At 70.6% G+C, this 17,790-nt stretch carries 14 protein-coding genes, 1 tRNA gene and 2 pseudogenes; 12 read left to right on the forward strand and 5 right to left on the reverse strand.

Annotation, left to right across the window (positions count from 1 at the left end):
- Genes D0D37_RS33900 through D0D37_RS33910 form a run of 3 tightly spaced genes read left to right on the forward strand, consistent with a single transcriptional unit; the run spans nt 1 to nt 1,913 of the window.
- Nucleotides 1–522, forward strand: coding sequence for a hypothetical protein (locus D0D37_RS33900; RefSeq protein ID WP_116204672.1), 522 nt, complete (start codon nt 1–3; stop codon nt 520–522).
- 48 nt (nt 523–570) lie between these two features.
- Entirely contained in the window at nt 571–1,338 is a 768-nt protein-coding gene (locus D0D37_RS33905; protein WP_116204673.1) for a trans-aconitate 2-methyltransferase, read from the forward strand.
- Nucleotides 1,338–1,913: a class I SAM-dependent methyltransferase gene (locus D0D37_RS33910; RefSeq protein ID WP_116204674.1), complete on the forward strand. Its 576-nt coding sequence runs from the start codon at nt 1,338–1,340 to the stop codon at nt 1,911–1,913. Before D0D37_RS33905 ends, D0D37_RS33910 begins: the two co-directional genes overlap by 1 nt.
- Before the next feature lie 24 nt (nt 1,914–1,937).
- Here the strand turns inward: D0D37_RS33910 and D0D37_RS33915 are convergent, their stop codons facing one another.
- Nucleotides 1,938–2,117 (reverse strand): hypothetical protein, encoded by a 180-nt coding sequence (locus D0D37_RS33915; protein WP_116204675.1) that lies wholly within the window; start codon nt 2,115–2,117, stop codon nt 1,938–1,940.
- Between the two features lie 176 nt (nt 2,118–2,293).
- Here D0D37_RS33915 and D0D37_RS33920 point away from each other — a divergent pair.
- Nucleotides 2,294–2,369, forward strand: a tRNA-Asn gene (locus D0D37_RS33920).
- 130 nt (nt 2,370–2,499) lie between these two features.
- The gene (locus D0D37_RS33925) at nt 2,500–3,135 is read left to right on the forward strand and encodes a hypothetical protein (protein WP_116204676.1); all 636 of its coding nucleotides are present in this window, start codon (nt 2,500–2,502) and stop codon (nt 3,133–3,135) included.
- 98 nt (nt 3,136–3,233) lie between these two features.
- Here D0D37_RS33925 and D0D37_RS33930 read toward each other — a convergent pair whose 3' ends face one another.
- Nucleotides 3,234–3,866, reverse strand: coding sequence for a transglycosylase SLT domain-containing protein (locus D0D37_RS33930; protein WP_116204677.1), 633 nt, complete (start codon nt 3,864–3,866; stop codon nt 3,234–3,236).
- A gap of 754 nt (nt 3,867–4,620) precedes the next feature.
- On the opposite strand from D0D37_RS33930, the gene D0D37_RS33935 reads away from it, so the two are divergent.
- From D0D37_RS33935 to D0D37_RS48200, 5 genes are all read left to right on the forward strand, one after another.
- Nucleotides 4,621–5,049 (forward strand): BP74-related protein, encoded by a 429-nt coding sequence (locus D0D37_RS33935; protein WP_162834599.1) that lies wholly within the window; start codon nt 4,621–4,623, stop codon nt 5,047–5,049.
- 189 nt (nt 5,050–5,238) lie between these two features.
- On the forward strand, nt 5,239–5,931 hold the full coding sequence (locus D0D37_RS33940; protein ID WP_116204679.1) for a response regulator transcription factor: 693 nt from the start codon (nt 5,239–5,241) through the stop codon (nt 5,929–5,931).
- Entirely contained in the window at nt 5,928–7,319 is a 1,392-nt protein-coding gene (locus tag D0D37_RS33945; RefSeq protein WP_116204680.1) for a sensor histidine kinase, read from the forward strand. Before D0D37_RS33940 ends, D0D37_RS33945 begins: the two co-directional genes overlap by 4 nt.
- A gap of 304 nt (nt 7,320–7,623) precedes the next feature.
- Nucleotides 7,624–8,253 (forward strand): DUF998 domain-containing protein, encoded by a 630-nt coding sequence (locus D0D37_RS33950; protein ID WP_162834600.1) that lies wholly within the window; start codon nt 7,624–7,626, stop codon nt 8,251–8,253.
- Complete coding sequence (locus D0D37_RS48200; protein ID WP_244223774.1) at nt 8,250–10,256, forward strand: glycosyltransferase; 2,007 nt, start codon at nt 8,250–8,252, stop codon at nt 10,254–10,256. Before D0D37_RS33950 ends, D0D37_RS48200 begins: the two co-directional genes overlap by 4 nt.
- A 73-nt stretch (nt 10,257–10,329) precedes the next feature.
- On the opposite strand, the pseudogene D0D37_RS33960 reads toward D0D37_RS48200, so the two are convergent.
- A pseudogene (locus tag D0D37_RS33960) lies at nt 10,330–10,959 on the reverse strand (GDSL-type esterase/lipase family protein); the annotation flags it as partial.
- 30 nt (nt 10,960–10,989) lie between these two features.
- Nucleotides 10,990–11,943 carry a hypothetical protein gene (locus D0D37_RS33965; RefSeq protein WP_244223775.1) on the reverse strand — a complete coding sequence of 318 codons (954 nt, stop codon included), beginning with the start codon at nt 11,941–11,943 and terminating at the stop codon, nt 10,990–10,992.
- A 399-nt stretch (nt 11,944–12,342) separates the two neighbouring features.
- Between D0D37_RS33965 and D0D37_RS33970 the strand changes: the two genes are divergently transcribed.
- Entirely contained in the window at nt 12,343–12,561 is a 219-nt protein-coding gene (locus D0D37_RS33970) for a hypothetical protein (protein ID WP_116204682.1), read from the forward strand.
- A gap of 371 nt (nt 12,562–12,932) precedes the next feature.
- A complete protein-coding gene (locus D0D37_RS33975; protein WP_116204683.1) occupies nt 12,933–17,465 on the forward strand; it encodes a cation-translocating P-type ATPase in 4,533 nt (1,510 codons plus the stop codon).
- Nucleotides 17,466–17,497: 32 nt separating this feature from the next.
- Here D0D37_RS33975 and D0D37_RS33980 read toward each other — a convergent pair.
- Nucleotides 17,498–17,790 (reverse strand): annotated as a pseudogene (locus D0D37_RS33980) (DUF2079 domain-containing protein); the annotation flags it as partial.

The raw sequence follows: 17,790 nt of genomic DNA on the forward strand, positions 1-17,790 counted from the left end.
GTGGGACTGCTGAACCGGTTCTTCGGCGGCGGGCTGCCCGCGGGGTTCCCCGGCAAGCTGGACCCGGGCGAGGATCCGGTCGCCGCGGCGGCGGTCGAGGGCGGCGGGCATCTCGTCGTGACGTCGCTGGGCCTGTGGCTCCCGTCCGGCGAGGGCACGCGGCGCGTCGGCTGGCACCTGGTGGGCAAGGCGACCTGGGGCGACGGCGTGTTCACGCTGACCGAATCCGAGGAGACCGGGCGGGCGGGCGCGGTCGCGGTGCTGGCCGACCGCGAGCCGGTGCGGTTCCGGCTGCCGCAGCCGGGAAAGGTGCCGCAGCAGGTGCGCCTGCGGGTCGACGGCTCGGTGCGCGGACGGCACCGGCACGAGTTCCCCGAGGGCGGCGCGTGGTTCGTCCAGCGCAAGGTCCCCGGCCGCGACGGCGTCGAACTGCAGGTCCGCCCCGATCCCGGCACCGATCCGGCGCTGGTCGAGGCGGTCGCGGCGGAGGTCGCGGAGAAGCTGGCCAACCTCGGCGAGTAGCAGTACGCTCGTACTCAGTACGACCGTACTGTTAACTGGAGGCTGCCCGTGTGGGATCCGGCGAAGTACCTCGACTACTCCGACCTGCGCGGCAGGCCGTTCTACGACCTGATCGGGCGAATCTCGGCTGATTCGCCCCGCCGGGTGGCCGACCTGGGCTGCGGCCCCGGCACCCTGACTCTGGACCTGGCGCTCCGCTGGCCCGACGCGGTCCTGGAGGCGATGGACAGCTCGCCGGAGATGGTCGCCGCGGCCCGCGAACGCGGGGTGGCCGCCGAGGTCGGCGACGTCCGGACGTGGAAACCGAAACCGGACACCGACGTGGTCGTCTCGAACGCGGTCTTGCAATGGGTGCCCGGCCACGAGGACCTGCTGCGCCGCTGGGCGGCGGAACTCCCCGCCGGCGCGGTCCTGGCCGTGCAGGTGCCCGGCAACTTCTCCGCCCCGTCGCACGCCATCACCCGTCAACTGGCGGCTTCCCCGGCGTGGGCTTCGCGCCTGTCGTCAGTGTCGTTGCGCGCCGAGGACGCGGTCGGCGAACCCCGCGACTACGCGAACCTCCTCGCCGACGCCGGATGCCTGGTCGACGCCTGGGAAACCACGTACGTGCAACAACTTTCCGGCCCGCGCGCAGTCCTGGAGTGGATCACCGGAACCGCGCTGCGCCCCGTCCGCGCGGCGCTGGGCGACGAGGACTGGGCTGAGTTTCAGGACGACCTGGCTCCGCTGCTGGACGAGGCCTACCCGCCCCGGCCGGACGGCACGACCTGGTTCGAATTCCGCCGGATCTTCTTCGTCGCCAGGATCATGGGCTGATGGTGTACTGGAACTCGAATGTGGCCCGCCATCCGGACATCCTCCGCGCCGTGCCCGCCGGGTGCTCGAGCGCGCTGGACGTCGGCTGCGGAGACGGCCTGCTGGTGCGGAAACTGGCTTCCGCGGTGCCTTCGGCCACCGGGATCGACAAGTCGCCGGAGATGGTCGCTCAGGCCCGCTCTTTCTCTGACGACACCTTCGTCGAGGGAGACTTTCTCTCCGCTGACCTGGGCACGTACGACTTCATCTGCTCCGTCGCCACCATCCATCACCTGGACTTCGAGCTGACCCTCGCCCGAATGCGGGACCTGCTGCGTCCAGGCGGCGTGCTGGTAGTCGTCGGCCTCGCCCGCGACGCGAGCGTCAGGGACTGGGCGACGACGATCGCGGCAGCGCCGATCGTGCGGACCGTGAAGGTACTGCGCCGATCGCGCGGCCCGGAGGGCATGCCGACGATGAAGCCGCAAATGAGCTACCGGGAGGTGCGGACGGCCGCGCAGCGGTTGCTGCCAGGAGCGCGATACCGGCGGCACCTGCTCCGGCGGTACTCGCTCACCTGGCAGAAACCGTCCTGAGCTGGGGTTATGCTGGTTTTCGCGTCAGCCGTTCCCGCGCCCGAACTTCTCGCCGAGCTTCGCCCGCGCCACCCCTGCCGCACCCTGGACCATCGGATGGTCGACCAGTTTGCGGTAGGTGCGCACGATCTGCTCGTACCGTCCCCGGCCGGCCTTGGTGCCCAGCACGTACCCCAGGCCCACGCCCAGCAGGAACTTCTTCATCGGCGGCCACACCTCTCGTCAGCAGGACTTCCGACTGTCCATTGTCCAACACAACCGGCTTCCGTGCGGGGTTCCCTGGGGCGTCGTCGGACACCCACCCCCCTGTGCGAGGCCGGAACGGCATGGGCTAAAGTTCTTCCTGTCAGCCCGGAGAGATCCGGACCGGCGAAGCACGATCCCCTGTAGCTCAACTGGCAGAGCATTCGGCTGTTAACCGGAGGGTTCTTGGTTCGAGTCCAAGCGGGGGAGCCAAAGCCCAGGTCTTAGACCTGGGCTTTTTTGCTGTCCGAATGCGGGGCGATTCGGTGTCGAATTTGGCGGTCGGCCAAGCGGCGCTTGAAGGTGATCACTGCATTCACGCCCGTCGAGAGGATCTTGCACTGTGTTCGCCGAACGGATGAACGCGGACGACCAGGCCGCCCCCGCGGCCGACGTGGTGTACGACCTGGACTTCCCCGGCCCGCACAAGCAGTGGGTCGCGGCGATCGAGAACTCGCCGACGACCCCGGTGTGGCTCGGACACCGCACCGACTCCGGAGACCGGGCGGCGCTGGTGGCCACGCTGCCGCGCGGCGCGTTCGCGTCGGGTGCGGCGCCGTTGGAATGGGGTGCGCCTGGCATGGCGCTCGGGAAGCTGATGAACAGCATCGAGCCGACCGAACCCGGTGCGGATCGTGCGGCTCTCGGCAGGGCTGTTCAGGCGCATCTGGCCGAACGGGTCGCTGCGATGTCCAGCTGGCCACGCTCGACGTGGACGGTGGACGGCGTCCGGGTGCAGGCGGCGGTGCTGCACTTCGCGGGCGCTTGGCTGGCGCTCACTGACGAATTGGACCTTGTCTACCTGGCCGCCGTCGGCGTGGGCATTTCTCCGGACGGTCTCGTGTTTCACACGACGCGTGGCGAGAAATACGGGGCTGATTTCTCGGTTCCGCTGACGATTGGCCAGCTCAACCGTCTGCGCGCGGAGCAGATGCCGCAGCCGTCCCGGCCCCATCCGGACCTGCTGCGATTCAGGTAGCTCTTGAATGCGGCGTCGCGCGTCCACCGGCACCATTGGGGAAGCCTGAACCCCGCTATTGAAGCGAGCGGGTGCTGTCGCCCTTGTGGTTGCGCTTTTCAGGTCTCGCCGAGTGCTTTTCCGGCCTTGGCCCAGTTTCCGCGCAGAGTGTCCAGGTAGGACTGTGCCTGCGAACCCGGTTTGGTGCCGTGCGCGAAGGTTTTCATCGCGCCGGGACCGGCGTTGTACCCGAGTGCGAGCAGTTCGTCGGAAGTGATCGAGCCAGACCGGTTCGCGGGCAGTTGCGCGGCCAGGTCGTGCAGGTACCAGGATTCGGCCTGGATCGCCAGGTCGGGGTCGTCCGGCAGTTGGTCCCAGGAGCGTCCGGCGAAGGCTCGGCCCTTCTTTGTGGCGTTGAAGGTCGCCTCGTGCATGTTGGCCACCCCGAACGCGGCTCCTGGTTTCATCCGCTGCCAGGCGCGCTCGAGATCCGGGGCGTGCGGCTTGTACGACTCGTTGTAGAGGATCGCCATCACCAGCCGCGGCGACACCCCGGCCTCCTTCGCCCGTGCCTGGACCAGCGGAGCGAACCGCGCGGTGTCTTGACTTCCGCCGAGTGCGGGGGTGGATTTCGCGGTGGTCGGCGTCGTCGGGGCCGGAGAGGCGGTTTCATGCTGGCTGGTGAGAGGGGAGCAGGAGGTAAGGCTCAGCCCCAGCGCTGCTGCCGCTAGCCATCTTCGCCGAGCCCGCATCGTGTCCGCCTTTCTGCCTCCCGGATGTTTCCACCTTGGCAGAAGATGCCGGGTCGCGGGGGCCGTGCGGCGGTCGGGTTTCCGGAGCGGAGGTTCGCGCCTTGAAGCCGTCGCGGGTCGACGGACCCGTCTGGCGTCGCGCTGGGATTGTCTGGATCGTCAGCGGGAGTACGTTGTCCTGCACGTGATCGAGCGCCGAACCGGTGTCTTAGGACGCCTTTGTTCCGATGCTTTCCGGGTCATGAGCGCGAGTTCGCTACCAGGCTTGACTTCGCCCCGCATGGCCTTCGTCACTCGGTGAGTTCAATGAGGACGATTCGCCTGCCGCGGACGACAGGCACGTCCGTTCGGCTGAGTCCACAGTGGACTTTCACATCTCCTCGAAGGTCGGTGAGCGGCTCGCCGGTGCTTGTCCAGACGTCATGATTACCAGGGAAAGGCAATACCGGCCCGGTACCGCGGCGAGCCTGCCGGTGACGGCATCGGGTCTGCCCGAAAGTAATTCTCGGCCGGTGAGCGGGCGTATCGGTCCGCGCGGTTGTCCGAATGAACAAAAGATGCGATTTCGGTGAATTTCCGAGAGAGGTCCGCGCGTACCGGAAATATCGCGAAACCGGCAAGGTCGAACGCTCTCATTATCGGGACGAATATGCAGTCGAAGTGCACGGAAACCCGATCCCGCTCCGGCGAGCAGCCGCTACGGTCGGACACGGGCGGCAATCGCCCCGAGAAGGACGACAGGGAGGATCTGCACATGCGTACGCTCACTGCGATTTTGGCGGGTACGGCGGCCACGGGTGCGCTGCTGCTGGGAACTGTGCCGGCGATCGCGGCCGCACACGTCCAGCAAGACGGCGCCCGGATCGCCACGATCCAGGTTTTCTCCAGCGGTGACATTTACCGGGTGGAACTGCTCAAGCAGGCCGACGTGGACCAGGCTGTCAGACTCATGAACGGCCAGGTCAAGCATCCGGGAATTCCCATCGGCGACATCGTCCGGGGTTCTTCCGGCGTCAACACCGGATATGACTGGCACATCGACCCCGCCACCTTCCAGTGGGCCGACAGCACCGCGGAAGCGTGCGACGGTCAGCCGCACGAAGTCAGCGACGCCGGGGAATGGAAGGTCAAGCAGTACTGCCCGTGGACCGTCAAAGTGCTCTCCGTCGCCCCGGAAAACTGACCAGGGCCGCGGACGACTTCCGTCGCCGCTTCGGCAGCTGAACAGCGGTACGGGGCAGCCGGAGCGTCCGGCGCATAGGTGATTCGGCAGGGGCAGTTCGGCCAGCGCCCAGTGCCCCGGAACGGGCGACTTCTCACCGAGTTCTCATTTTCGTCCGGGAGAGTGGAGGCCAGGCGGAAGGAGGCGGCGGTGCATCTGGTCGTGGTCGACGACGAGGAAGCGGTCCGGGATTCGCTGTCGCGGACGCTGCGCTTCGAGGGCTACACCGTTTCGCTCGCCCGGGACGGGGCCGAAGGACTCGACGTGATCCGGGCCGAGAAGCCGGACGGCGTCGTGCTCGACGTGATGATGCCGGTGCTCGACGGGCTGGACAGCTGCCGCGTGCTGCGCGCCGAGGGCAACTTCGTGCCGATTCTGATGCTGACCGCGCGCACCGGCGTCTCGGACCGCGTCGCCGGTCTCGACGCGGGTGCCGACGACTACCTGGTGAAACCGTTCGCGCTGCGGGAGCTGCTGGCCCGGGTGCGGGCGCTGCTGCGCCGGGTCGAGTACGACGCTCCGGCGCGGCCGGCCGGGTCCGCGCTCTCCTTCGCCGACCTGGTCCTGGACCCGGAGACCCGGGAGGTCCGCCGGGGAGACCGGCCGATCCGGCTGACCCGCACCGAATTCGCGATGCTGGAGGCGTTCCTGCGGCATCCGCGGATCGTGCTGAGCCGGACGGCGATGTTCGACCAGGTGTGGGGCTACGACTTCGGCAGCTCGTCCAACGGGCTGGACGTCTACGTCAGCTATCTGCGCCGGAAACTCGAAGAGGGCGGCGAACCCCGGCTGCTGCACACCGTGCGCGGGGTCGGCTACGTGCTGCGGGACGATCCGCTGTGAAACGGCTGCGGTGGCGGGAGCGCTCGCTGCGCACCCGGCTCACCGCGATGGTCGCGCTCGCCATGGCCGTCGCGGTGGTCGCGACGTTCTCAGCCGCGTGGTTCCTGACCCGGGCCAACCTGTACCAGCAGTTCGACGCCCAGCTGCAGACCTACGCGCAGGTCGCCGCGAAGGCCGCGGACCCGGCGGACGCGCTGGCCACCCTGCGTGCGGTGCAACAGGACAAATCGGGCCCGAGTTCCGGCCGGGCCGAGGCGATGGCGGTCGAGTTCGTTGACAAGGACGGGGCGAGCGTCGGCGTGGCGGGCGCGCCCGCGTTCCCGACCGGCCCGCAGGCGCGCTTCGTCGCGGCCGGAGACGCGACGCTCGGCTTCGACGTCGAACGCATCGGCGGGGACCGTTACCGGGTGCGCAGCGTGCCGCGGCCCGGCGGGGGCGCGGTGCTGGTCGCGCGCAATTCCGAAGGCCTGGAAGGAACTCTCGCCGAACTGGGCGGGTGGCTGACGCTGGCCGGGCTGGTCGGCGTCGCCGGTGCGGCGCTCGCCGGGCGCGCGATCGCCAAGACCGCGCTCCGGCCGGTCGCCGCGCTGACGGTCGCTGCCGAAGACGTCGCCAGGACTCAGGAACTCGCCGCCGGCATCACCGTCGCGGGCAAGGACGAACTGGCCCGGCTGGCCGACGCGTTCAACGAAATGCTCGGCGCGCTCCGCCTCTCGCGCGACGAGCAGCGGCGGCTCGTCCAGGACGCCGGGCACGAGCTGCGGACCCCGTTGACCAGCCTGCGCAACAACATCGAGCTGCTGATCCACGCCGAGGGGCAGGACCGGGCGCTGCCGCCGGAGGACCGGACCCGGCTGCTCGCGGACCTCGACGTCCAGTCGGTCGAACTGACCACGTTGGTCGGCGAACTGGTGGACCTGTCCACCGGCGAGCGGGAGCCGGAATCGGTGGACCGGGTCGACCTGGCGGACGTGCTCGCCGCCGCCGCGGACCGGGTCCGGGCCCGGTCGCCGCAGGTGGAGTTCGCCGTGACGCTGGCGAGCGCCGAGGTGAAGGGCCGGGCCGGGGCGCTGGAACGGGCGGTGCTGAACGTGCTCGACAACGCCGCGAAGTGGAGCCCGCCGGGCGGGACGGTCCGGGCGGCGGTGCTGCCGGAGATCCCGGCGATCGTCGTGTCGGATGAGGGGCCGGGCATCGCCGAGGTCGACCTGCCGCACGTGTTCGAGCGGTTCTACCGGGCCGAAGCGGCGCGGTCGAAGCCGGGGTCCGGGCTGGGGTTGGCGATCGTGGAGCAGGTGGTCGCCCAGCATGGCGGGACGGTGCGGGCCGGGGCTGCCGAGGGTGGGGGAGCGCGGTTCGAGTTGGCGTTTCCGGCTGCGGGTGCGTGATCGGGGGAGCGGTTCCGGTCTGAGGGAGCGGTCGTGGCCATTTCCGCATGCCGTGCGACGGGCCGGATCCGGACGGCGGGCGACGGGTTGAGCGGAATGCGGCGTGCCGTCCCATGCGGCCGGATCCGCTCGGGCAAATGCGGCTGAAGGGCTCGCCGCACCGAGCGAATCCGCCGTGAATTCTTCCGCCTGATGCCGATATTGGCAGGTTTCGCCCCCGCGTCCCAACCCCGCTGAGCGCTTCTTAACCGAACCCCGGGGAATTCTCATCAGCTTCTCATCCGGCCCGCGCACCGTGGGGCAGGTGACCGGAAGCCTTGTCAGCGCCACTCCCGCGAAGCGGCTCGCCTGGTGGGCGATCGGCCTCACGACGGCCGCGCTTTCGCTGATCGGCACGTTGTCGCTGACCTTCGACACGACCGTCGACCCGTTCCGCGACCCGGTCAGCGACTACGCCCTGCACCGGGTCGCCCGGATCTGGTTCGCCCTGGCCGTGCTTCTCGTGCTGGCCGCCGGGGTCCTGCTCGTCGCGGCCGCCCGGGCCACGTCCTTGCCCGCCGGGCGCACCACCATCGTCCTTTTCGGACTGTGGGGCGTCGCGCTGGTGATCGAGCTGCTGTTCCAGGGAAACGCGGCAGTCGGCGAATCGACTTTCCACGGCACTGTCCACCGGATCGGCGGCGCTGTCCTTTTCGGAGCGTTGCCGCTGGCTTGCGTGTCGCTGGCGCGACGGCTGGGAGCCGAGCAGCGCTGGGCGAAGACCGCGCGCCGGCTCACCGGTTGCGCGATCGCGGGTCTGGTCACCGCCGCTGGTTTCGGGGCCGCCCAGTTCGTCACGGCATTGCCGGCTGGGTTGCTTGAACGCGTCGCGCTTACCGCGGAGCTGGTCATCTTGATCACCGGCGCCCGCGCGATCGGAAGGGCGGGCCGATGACCCTCGTCGCGATTGCGTTGGCGGTGCTCGCCGCGTGTTTCTTCGCTGCCGCCGTCCGCTTTCAGCATCGATCGGTCGAAACCGCCGGCGGGACCGGCCTGCGCGTCGTCGGTGCCGTCGTGCGCAACCCGGTCTGGCTGGGCGGCACCAGTCTCGCCGTTCTGGGCAGCGCGTTGCACCTGATCGCGCTTTCGCTGGCACCACTGGCGGTTGTCCAGCCGATCGGCGTGCTCAGTCTGGTGTTGACGGTCGGCTTCCGAAACCCGGACCGTTCCAGCCGGGCAGTCGGCGCGACCGTTGCGGTATGCGCGGGAGTCGGCGGGTTCGTCCTGCTTTCCGCCACTTCCGTCGGAGTCGCCGCCGTCCCCAGCCTCGCCAGTGCCCAACCGGCGCTGCTGGCTGGTGCGTGCGCGGCCGCTGGGGCATGGTTTGTCCGCGGCCGAGCGAAGTGCTTGACCCAAGCCGCCGCCGCGGCAGTCCTTTTCGGACTCGGCTCCGCCACGATGCGCGTCGCGGCGCTGCATCTTGTCCACGGGACTCCCGGGACCGGCGCAATATTGGCCGCCGAAGCCGGACTGCTCCTGCTGACTGGTGGCTGGCTGATGCACCGCGCTTACGCCAGCGGTCCCGCCGCGGTCGCTGTCGCCGCGACGACTGTCGTGGACCCGTTTACCGCAATCCTCGCCAGTGCATTGCTGTTCGGCGAGCGACCAGTCGCGTCGCCCGTCGCAGCCACCGTCCAAATCGGACTCGCGGCCGTCGCCATCGTCGGCGTCGTCGTGCTGGCTTACGCGAAACCGTCACCTCGAACTGTTCAGGAGCGTCCCATGCCGCATTCCCGGTTGCGTATCGTCATCGGCGCCGACACCTTCCCTCCCGATGTGAACGGCGCCGCCCATTTCGCCGAACGCCTGGCCCGCGGGTTGAGCGCCCGCGGCCACGAGGTCCACATCCTCACCCCGCAGCGTGCCGAGGTCCCCGAGCCGGCCGCCGGCTACACGCTGCATTACGTGCCGTCCCATCGCACGCCTTTCCATCCGACGTTCCGATTCAGCACGCCGCGCCGCGCCCGTCGCACCGCCGCCGAATTGCTGGACGAACTCCGCCCCGACGTCGTCCACGTCCAGTCGCACTTCTCGGTCGGCCGTGGTCTGCTGACCGCCGCCGAAGAACGCGGCATCCCCGCCGTCGCGACAAACCACTTCATGCCGGAAAACCTGCTCGGCTTCGTATCGCTGCCCGAACCGGTGACGTCGGCCTTGACCCGCTGGGCCTGGCGAGACTTCGTCCGGGTCTTCCGCCGCGCAGGCGTCGTCACCACGCCGACTCCGCGCGCCGCGCAACTGCTGGAGGAAAAGGGTTTCCCTGGTCCAGTGGCAGTGGTCTCGTGCGGAATCGACCTTGGCCACTACGCCCCGGTCGAACCCGCGCCCGCCAACCCCGTCCGCGTCCTGTTCGTCGGCCGCTTGGACGCGGAGAAGAACGTGGACGACCTCCTCCGGGCCCTGTCAAAAGTCCCGTCCCTGCACGCAACGCTCATCGGCGACGGTTCGTGCCGGACGGAGCTGGAACACCTCGCCGCCCGCCTGGACGTGGCGGACCGGGTGACGTTCCGCGGGTTCGTGCCCGACGCCGAACTGGTGCGCGCGTACCGGACCAGCCACCTGTTCTGCATGCCGGGCACCGCTGAACTGCAAAGCCTGGCGACGATGGAAGCGATGGCCGCCGGTCTCCCGGTGCTCGCCGCCGACGCGATGGCCCTGCCCCACCTGGTCGCCCCAGGCCGGACCGGGTGGCTCTACCCGCCCGGCGAGACGGAGACGCTGGGGGAGCGCCTGCTGGAACTGACCGGCGACCCCGCCCTGCGCGCGAGAATGGGCCGAGCCGGTCAAGAAGCCGTTGCCAGGCACGGAATAGCGCGGACCTTGGATGCCTACGAGGGCCTCTACCAAGCCGCGACCGGGGCGCTCCTGCACACCCCGGTGACCGGCCAGGCGGCGTAGCCCGACCCCGGCGGCGACCTCTCCGTCTCCGTTCCCTTGACCCGTCTCAGCAGGTGCTTTCAGTGACCAGCCCTCAACCGGTCACTCGCCGCACCTCGTCCGCGAGCACACCTGCGAACCGCTCGTGCGACGGCACGCTGAAGTGCGTCCCGTCGGCTCCCGTTTCCGTCACGGTGGCGGCGTCGACGAACGTCGCACCGTGTGCCGCCGCGAGTTCCGCGAGCAGTCCGGCCAACTGGGCTGCTTTCGCGGCGGAGGTCGCGTCGTAGAAGGCTCCGTTGACCTCCGCGAAGTCCGGTGCGGTCACGTCGATGTGCGGCGGTGACACCAGCACGACCTTCGGTGGCTGCCCGGTATCCGTCCTCGCGTGTGCGGCTACGTCGTCCAGCAGTCGGGCGATCGCGGCGGCCACTTTCGTCGCCGCTCGGCCGAATTGGGTCTTCAAGTCGTTGGTGCCGAGCATCAGCACGACCACGTCGATCGGGTTGTGGCTCAGCAAGGCGGGCAGCAGGTAGGTCCGGCCATTGCGGCCCGGCCGGTTCATCGACGGCGGATAGTCGAGATCGGTGGTGCGGCCGCCGAGCCCCTCCTCGATTATCCGGTATCCGGTACCGAGGCGGTCCGCCAGCTGGCCGGTCCACCGGAGGTCGATTGGCCATCGTCCCCTGCCGACGTCCTCGGAACGCTGGCCGTAGGTGTTGGAGTCGCCGTAGCAGAGGAATGCCCGGAGGGATCAGTGCTTCGCGACGGCCCGGCGGTAGTCGAGGATTCCGACGACGGTCAGTGCCACGACGATCGCCCCGGCACAGCAGACCTGCGCGAGCACAATCGCGCCGAACGGGATGATCCCGTTTTTCAGCACCAGGTTCTGGACCACCACCAGGGCGATGCCCAGGGCCAGCGCCAGCGTCCGTGCCGGGCGCGGTCCGATGCGGTGCCGGAGCAGCAGGTATCCGGCTCCGGCGATCGCGCACAGCCAGACGAGCGGGGACAACCCGGTCATCTGGTCGGCCTCGTCCGGGAGGCCGAACCTGAGTGCCAGGGCGGGCGCGAGGACCAGGCTTCCGCCGATGGCCCACCACCACGGCCGGGGCGGCGGCAGCGGAGCGTCGACGTGGAAGGCCGCGAGCAATAGCACCAGCGGAAGCCACTGCGGGGCGAAGTACCCGATCACGTCGGGGCCGAGATCGGAGGAATGCCTGGCCAGGAACCAGATCGCGCCCGCCGCCAGTATCGCTCCGGCGGCGAACCGGGCCGTGCGGCGCCACCCGTCCGCCAGCAGCACGAGCGGGATCAGCGAGGCCGCCAGCCGGACGAAGTCCGTCAGCAGGTCGGACGTCAGCACCGCGCGGAAGTTCCCGGGGTAGGGGCCGGAGAAGGAGAAGAGCACCCAGAGCGTTCCGCCGGCGTTGCTGGCGGCCCTGAGCACGCCCCAGAGCAGCCCGAGCAGCGCGAACTGCCGCACCAGATCGCCGAGGGCGACCGTGCGCGCGGGTGCCGCCCTGGCCGCCAGCCGGGTGCGCACGCCCAGCGCCAGCAACGCCCGCAGCTCGCTCCACAGCGCCGCGCGGTCCCGCTCGCCGTGCAGGTCGAGCAGGGTGCCGACCATCTCGTCGCCGCGTTCGGCGCGGTACCACGCCGGGAGCACGCGCACCAGCAGGCGGTACTGAGCCTCGGTGTCGATCATGCCCGCGCTTCTCTCGCACCGGGCCGCTGGCCGCAGGTCACCCCGTACCCGTGCCGTGGCCCGTCCGTCAGGGCGATCAGCGCCGGAAAGGTCCGTTTGGAGATGCTTCGCTCTGCCGGGGCCACATACACGTTAAGACGACGGATGGCGGCATCCGTTGCGTCGACGGCCGAGAAATTCTCGAAGCGTGCCGGGACCGGCGGGTGCCGCGACGTTGACCGAGGCCGTCCACCGTGTGGGTTGTTTGCCTGGCTCGGCACCGGGTAACAGGAGGGGCACGACAAGGAGGCGAGGATGCCGTCGCGCCCACGAAGTACCACTGGAACAGCAAACAGCCCAGGGAAGACCGGCCCGAGCAAGAAGCCGAGTCCTCCAGGACAACGCAAGAGTCGCGAACCGGTGCAGCCGGAGCAGAACGCGGTGAAGCTCGGCGGGCTGCGGCTGCCGCTGCCGCCGGTGCCGGCTCCCAAACGCGCGTTGTGGTGGGGCGGCTTGGCGGCGCTGGCCGCGGTCGGGGTGCTCGAGTGGCCAGTCGCCGTCGTGGTGGGCGCTGGCAGCTACGTCGCCGAGAGACTGTCCCGTGAGGACGTTCGCAAGGATCTCGCGACCGGGGACTAGAACCGGAGAAAACCCATGCCTGACACCACTCGCGGCCCGACATCGCGCGGACGCCGAACCGCGGCGCAAGCGGCCGGGAACAATTCCCTTCAGGTGAGCGTGCCGCTCGCCGGGAGCGTTTCGCTGCCGCTGGCCGGTCAGTCTGACGTCGGCCGTCAGGAACCTCCTGACGACCGGCAACGGCGGCAAATCCTTGCGCGCCTTCGGGCAAGCGCTCGAGGAAGCCTGACCGGCGACCTCGGTTCGGCGGGCCGGAATACCGGAGCGAGTCCGCTCAGCACTGGTCCCAGGCGGACGCTCGCCTAAGGCATTTGGAACGGATTCCGCGCGGGCCGCTCGCGACGGATCGAAATGTGGGAAATGAAGGGAAAATGACGGGAAATCTGCCTTCCTTGGTGTCTCGTGCGCTCCGGCTGCCGGCGGCCGGGCTGAACGTGGCGTTGTCCGTGCCCGAACGGGTTGTCCGCGGGGCTGGCCAGGTCGCGGGCGTGGCTGCCGAAGCGGCCAGCCTCGGCGCCGATGCCGTGACGGCCGGGGCGGAAGCCGGCGTCCGCGCCACCACGTGCGCCGCGCGGGTGCTGCGCAAAGCCGTGCTCAGCGGAGCGGAGGAAACCGAAGCGGTGTGGCGGCACGGCCGGAACCTCCACCTCGGCCTCCGCCCGGCCTCGGACGACGACGCGAGCCGGTTCGGCCGCGTGGTGCGCAAGGTGGTTCGCGAGGCGATGGCTCGTCCCGACGTCCTCGCCGCGTACTGGGATGCCGGTTTGTCCCGGATGGTGCTGACGATGGCCGAAGGCGCGGCCAGCGACCGCTTGGTGGCGGCCGTGACGGCTCGTGCGCGGAAGCACGGGCTTTCCGTTGGCTCCCAGGACGAAGCGTCCGTCCATCCCGGCGATCTCCGCGCAGTCCAGGCGCAGGCCGCCGCGCTCGCGATCAGTGGTGCGGGCCTGGCGATGGCAGCGGCCACCACGCCGCTGCGGCTGCGCCGTCCGCCGCAGGTGATGACCGCTGCACTGACGGCGGTGCGCGAACATCCGCTCGCACGGGAGTTCCTGCGGGCGAAACTCGGGCGGCACAGCGCCGAACTGGCGGTCGCGGCAGCCAATGCCGCGCTGCACGGCGTCGGGAAGTCCCCCTCCGACCTCGCGCTCGACGTGCTGCTGCGCACGGGGCAACTGGCGGACGCGGTGGCGCAGGTGGTCGCGTTCGAACGGTCCTGCGATCGGTTGTGCGTGCCCGACCGCGACTGTCCGACGGCCCGGAGCGAGCGCAGGGCGGCACCGCCGGATCCGGTCACCGACTACGCCAAAACCGCGTTGACCGGCGGCATGGTCGGCGCGGCGGTCACCGTGCTGTTCAAACGAGACCTCAGCCAGGCCAGCTCGGCGATCCTCGCCAGTTCTCCCAAACCCGCTCGTTACGGCTGGACTGCCTACGCTTCCGGCGCGGGGCTCGCCCTCGCGCGCGAGGGGGTGCTCGTCCGGAACCCGGATCGGCTCTGGCTGCTGCAAGCGGTCGACACACTCGTGGTGCACAGCAACGCATTGTGCGGCGACGAGCGCACGGTGCTCGAGGCCAATCCGACCGACGACGAGTGGGCGGAAGGCCGGTTGTGGCAAGCGGCGCTGCGGGCGGTGGACGGCGAGGACAGTCCCGTACGGCTGCGGCCGGTGCCCGACGATCCGGCCGCCGAGACCGGCTTGATGATCGCCTCGGCCGACGGCGCCGACGTGGGGACAGTGCTCGTCGGGTGGTCGGCCGATCCACTGGCGGAAAGTGTGCTGGACGCGGCCGGGCAGGCAGGTCTGCGCATCGTCGTCGTCCAGGGCGACTCCCCGGGCGCTGATGCCTCTTTGGCGGACGAGGTCGTCGCCGACCGGGCGATGGCCGATGTCGTCACCGGATGCCAGGAGGACGGCGGCGTCGTGCTGACGCTGGCCCGTGTGCCGCCGGGCGCGGACGCGTCCGCCCGGGAGGACGCGCTGGAAGGTCTGCTGCGCGGCGACCTCACGGTCGCGGTGGCCCACGGTTGCGATGCCGCGGTCTGGGCCGCCGACCTGCTGTCGATCAGCGGACTGGCCGGAGTCTGGCGCTTGATGCGGGCCGTCCGCGGCGCACGCGGCGCCGGTGATCGCGCGACGACCTGCGCCGAGGCCGCCGCGGCTTTGTCCGGACTGGTGGTCGCCACGGACGGGCACCGGCAGTGGCGGCGCCTGTTGTCGCCGCTGGCCCGGCTGAGCCCGGTCAATCTCGCGACTGGCGTGGCGCTGGGTGTCGGATGGCAGGCCGCCGTGGCAATGGCCGCGGAACCGGCTCCGGCCCCGCGGCCGCGAGTGGCCTGGCACGCTCTGCCGCTGGAGGAAGTGCGGCGCAGGCTGGCCGCGGATCCGCGGCGCGGCCAGGCCCGCCGCGCCGGGCTGCCCGAGCGCGCCCGGCACTTGGCCGAGGAGGCCGCCGAATTGCCCGGAACCGCGCCGGTGGCGACCGGGTTGCGCCTGGCCGGCGCGATGCGGGGCGAGCTGAGCGATCCGCTGACGCCGGTCCTCGCCGTCGGAGCCGCTGCGTCGGCGATTCTCGGGTCCACTGTGGACGCGCTGCTGGTGCTGGCCGCGATGGGTGCCAACGCGCTCGTCGGCGGAGTGCAAGGCTTGCGCGCCGAACAGGCTCTGGCGGGTCTGGCGGCGACCCAGACCCAGCAGGCCCGCCGCTTGGCCGAAGCGGACGCGGAGCCGGAAGCGGTGGACGCCGCCGACCTGCGGCCCGGCGACCTGGTCGACCTCCGGGCGGGCGACGTCGTGCCCGCCGACGCGCGGTTGGTGCGGCTGCACGACCTCGAGGTCGACGAGTCCGTGCTGACCGGGGAATCCCTGCCGGTGCCGAAACAGACGGCGGCGACTCCCGCCTCGGACATCGCGGACCGCCGGTGCATGGTTTTCGAAGGGACCACAGTGGTCGCGGGATCGGCTCGCGCGATCGTCGCGGACACCGGCGACCGCACCGAGGCCGGGCGTGCCGTGGCGCTGGCCTCCCGCACGGCTCCGGCCGCCGGAGTGCAGGCGAGGCTGCGGGAACTGACGAGCAAGGCGTTGCCGCTGACCCTGGCCGGCGGGGTCGCCGTCGCCGGATTGTCGTTGCTGCGCGGGCGGACGGTGCGCGAAGCGGTCAGCGGCGGCGTCGCGGTCGCGGTCGCCGCTGTGCCGGAAGGACTGCCGCTGGTCGCCACGGTCGCGCAGATGGCCGCCGCGCGTCGGCTCAGCCGCCGAGGCGTGCTGGTTCGTTCCGCACGCACGCTGGAAGCACTGGGCCGGATCGACACCGTGTGTTTCGACAAGACCGGCACGCTGACGACGAACGAACTGCGCGTCATCAAGGTCGCTACGGAGACTGGCGAGATTCTCCCGTTGGAGCGGGCGGACGGGTCTGCTGCCGCGACACAGGTGTTGCGCGCCGGAGCGCGTGCCTGCCCGGCCGAAGACGACAGCGCCCGAACGAAACACGCGCACGCGACGGACGCCGCGGTGCTCGCCGCGTCGGCGCCCGGCGAGGATTGGCGGCAGGTCGCCGGTCTGCCGTTCGAGGCCAGCCGTGGTTACGCGGCCGCGGCCGGGCTCGAAGGCGAGACCGGTTGGCTGGAGGTCAAGGGAGCGCTGGAGGTAGTGCTCCCGTGCTGCCCGGACGCACCGGCCGAAGTCCTTTCGCAGGCCGAAACGCTAGCCGGTTCCGGACTCCGGGTGCTTGCGGTGGCTCGCCGCCCGGTCGATCCGGACCGGTTGCCCGAAGCCGTCGACGAACCGTTGGCGGACCTGGAGTTCGTCGGCTTGCTCGCGTTGGCCGACAGCCCGCGCCCGAGCGCCGCGCCGATGGTGTCCGGGCTTCGCGCGGCGGGCGTCAACCCGGTCGTGCTGACCGGCGACCACCCTCGTACTGCCTTGGCCATCGCCGTCCAACTGGGCTGGCCCGAGGACACCGTGGTCGTGACTGGGCAGGAGCTGGCGGCGTTGGACCGGGCGGGCCGAGCGGACCTGGTGCGCGAGGCAGGGGTGGTGGCCCGGGTGGCTCCGGAGCAGAAGCTGCAAGTGGTCGAAGCTCTGCGCGCCGCTGGTCGGGTCGTGGCGATGGTCGGCGACGGCGCGAACGACGCCGCCGCCATCCGGGCCGCCGACGCGGGCATCGCTCTGGCCGCGCGCGGATCAGCGGCTGCGCGCAACGCGGCGGACATCGTGCTGACCGACGGCGACCTGCGCGTGCTGGCCGACACGGTCGACGAAGGACGGGCCCTGTGGCGCAGCGTCGCGGACGCCATCAGCATCCTGATCGGCGGCAACGCGGGCGAGGTGGGCTTCACCGTGCTGGGCACGTTGCTGTCTGGGGCTTCTCCGTTGTCCACGCGGCAGTTGCTGCTGGTCAACCTGCTGACCGACATGTTCCCGGCGATGGCCATCGCGGTCACTCCCAGCACCGCCCCGGACGCCGGACAGGACGCGGGCACCGGCACCGGCACGCTCGGCGCGCCGCTCACCCGGCAGATCCGCGACCGGGGCATCGTCACCGCCCTAGGTGCGACCACCGCCTGGCTGGCGGGCACCTGCACGCCGGGTTCCGCACGACGCACCAGCACGATGTCGTTGTGCGGCCTCGTGGGAGCCCAGCTGGTGCAGACCCTTTCCGGCCGCTCGCACAGTCCGCTGGTCCTGGCCACCAGCCTCGGCTCGGCGGCGGTGTTGTTCGCGGTGGTGCAGACGCCGGTCGTGAGCCACTTCTTCGGCTGCGCCCCGCTGGGGCCGGTGGCGTGGGCGGGAGTCGGCGGCAGCATCGCGGTGGCGAAGTTGGCGCCGCCGGTGCTGCCGATGGCGGAGACGATCGTGTCGCGGGTCGCGGCGAGGCTGCCGAACGCGACCCGCTGAGCGGACTGGACCAGGTCGTGCCGGGGAGCTTCCTACGTCGCCGGGCGGAGCCGGTAGAGAAGTCCATTGTGGACTGCGTAGACGGTGACCGGTCCGGTGCTGGGGTGTGCGGTGGCTTGCCAGGCGTTGCCGTCGGCGATTCCTGGTGCGGGGGAGGGCAGGCCGGTGATGCCGCCGCCGGTGACGGTGCCGGTGGGGTCGGTGACGAGGATGCAGTCGGGGTGGAGGTCGGTCCATCCGGTGATGAGGGTGCCGCCGGTGGGTTGCGGGGTGGTGACGGTGCCGTGGGGGGTGGGGAGGTCGGTTGCGGTGGTGGGGTTGAGGG

The organism is Amycolatopsis circi, assembly GCF_003385235.1.
GTDB classification, from domain to species: Bacteria; Actinomycetota; Actinomycetes; order Mycobacteriales; family Pseudonocardiaceae; genus Amycolatopsis; species Amycolatopsis circi.